The organism is Pseudovibrio sp. POLY-S9 (genome assembly GCF_001431305.1).
In the GTDB taxonomy this organism is placed as follows: domain Bacteria; phylum Pseudomonadota; class Alphaproteobacteria; order Rhizobiales; family Stappiaceae; genus Pseudovibrio.
Window position 1 is genome coordinate 36,390 of the sequence record NZ_LCWX01000163.1, and the last position, 1,414, is coordinate 37,803.

Consider the following 1,414-nt stretch of genomic DNA (forward strand, 5'->3'; position numbering starts at 1 on the left):
GAGTTGCCCCAGCGATTTTGATAGGTTAGCGCGCACGTTGCAACTGCGATTTGCACAATAAAAACTATACATCTGTTGAGCTCTTTACGAACTCGGTGTTTCTGCCTATAGAAGGGTCTTCGATGAGCAAGAAAACCACACATCGATCCTCAGCGTTCCCGCATCGCCATCTCCTCGGTATCGAGGGATTGCAGCCTCCCCACATTAATTACCTTTTGGACCTTGCCGACGAAGCCGTCGAAGTCTCCAGACAGGTAGAAAAGCAGAAAGCTGTTCTGCGTGGGCGAACGCAAATCAACCTCTTCTTTGAGGCTTCCACCCGCACCCAATCTTCCTTTGAGCTTGCAGGCAAGCGCCTGGGCGCGGATGTTATGAACATGTCGGTCTCCACCTCTTCGGTGAAAAAGGGTGAAACCCTGATCGACACCGCAGCAACCCTGAACGCCATGCGCCCTGATTTGCTGGTTGTTCGCCACCACGCCGCTGGAGCAGTCCACCTGCTGGCCCGCAAAGTCGGCTGCGCGGTCGTCAACGCCGGCGACGGCCCTCACGAGCACCCAACTCAGGCTCTGCTGGATGCCTTGACCATCCGCCGCCACAAAGGAACCCTCGGCGGCCTGACAGTAGCCATCTGCGGCGACATCCGCCACTCCCGCGTCGCCCGCTCCAACATCATCCTTCTCTCCAATATGGGAGCCCGCGTGCGTGTCATAGCTCCCTCTACACTACTGCCCTCTGGTATTCATAGTATGGGCGTCGAAGTATTCACAGACATGCGCGAAGGACTAAAAGGCTGCGACATCGTCATGATGCTGCGTTTGCAACGCGAACGTATGAGCGGTGCGTTTGTACCATCTGTTCGTGAGTATTTCCGTTACCACGGTCTGGACTCCGAAAAACTCTCCTACGCCAAACCTGATGCTCTGGTCATGCATCCCGGCCCTATGAACCGTGGTGTCGAGATCTCAGCAGAAGTCGCAGATGGTCCGCAAAGTCTGATCCGCGAGCAAGTGGAAATGGGCGTTGCCATACGCATGGCAGTGCTTGAAGCTCTTGCTCAAAACCTTCCTGACAACAACTAGAGGACACGCGCATGTACAAGAATGTAAACCCGCTGGTCCTGACAAACGCCCGCATCATCGACCCAGCAAACAATGTTGATGAAGCAGGTGCAGTGATTGTACAGGACGGCACCATCCTCGCCGCAGGTGCAGAGGCTCTCAATCAAGGTGCTCCGGATGGCGCGAAAACCGTTGACTGCCACGGTGCCGTCGTTGCGCCCGGTCTCATCGACATGGGCGTCAGCGTAGGCGAACCCGGCGCAGAACACCGCGAAACGCTGGAGAGCGCCAGCCGCGCAGCAGCCGTAGGCGGTGTAACCACCATCCTCACCAGCCCCAACACGGACCCGGTG

General features: G+C 56.9%; 1 protein-coding gene and 1 pseudogene. Both read left to right on the top strand.

Going from position 1 to position 1,414, the window contains the following annotated elements:
- Positions 1 to 122 precede the first annotated feature (122 nt).
- Positions 123 to 1,082 carry an aspartate carbamoyltransferase catalytic subunit gene (locus tag PPL9_RS14505; protein ID WP_082596876.1) on the top strand — a complete coding sequence of 320 codons (960 nt, stop codon included), beginning with the start codon at positions 123 to 125 and terminating at the stop codon, positions 1,080 to 1,082.
- Positions 1,083 to 1,093: 11 nt separating this feature from the next.
- A pseudogene (locus PPL9_RS34230) lies at positions 1,094 to 1,414 on the top strand (dihydroorotase); the annotation flags it as partial.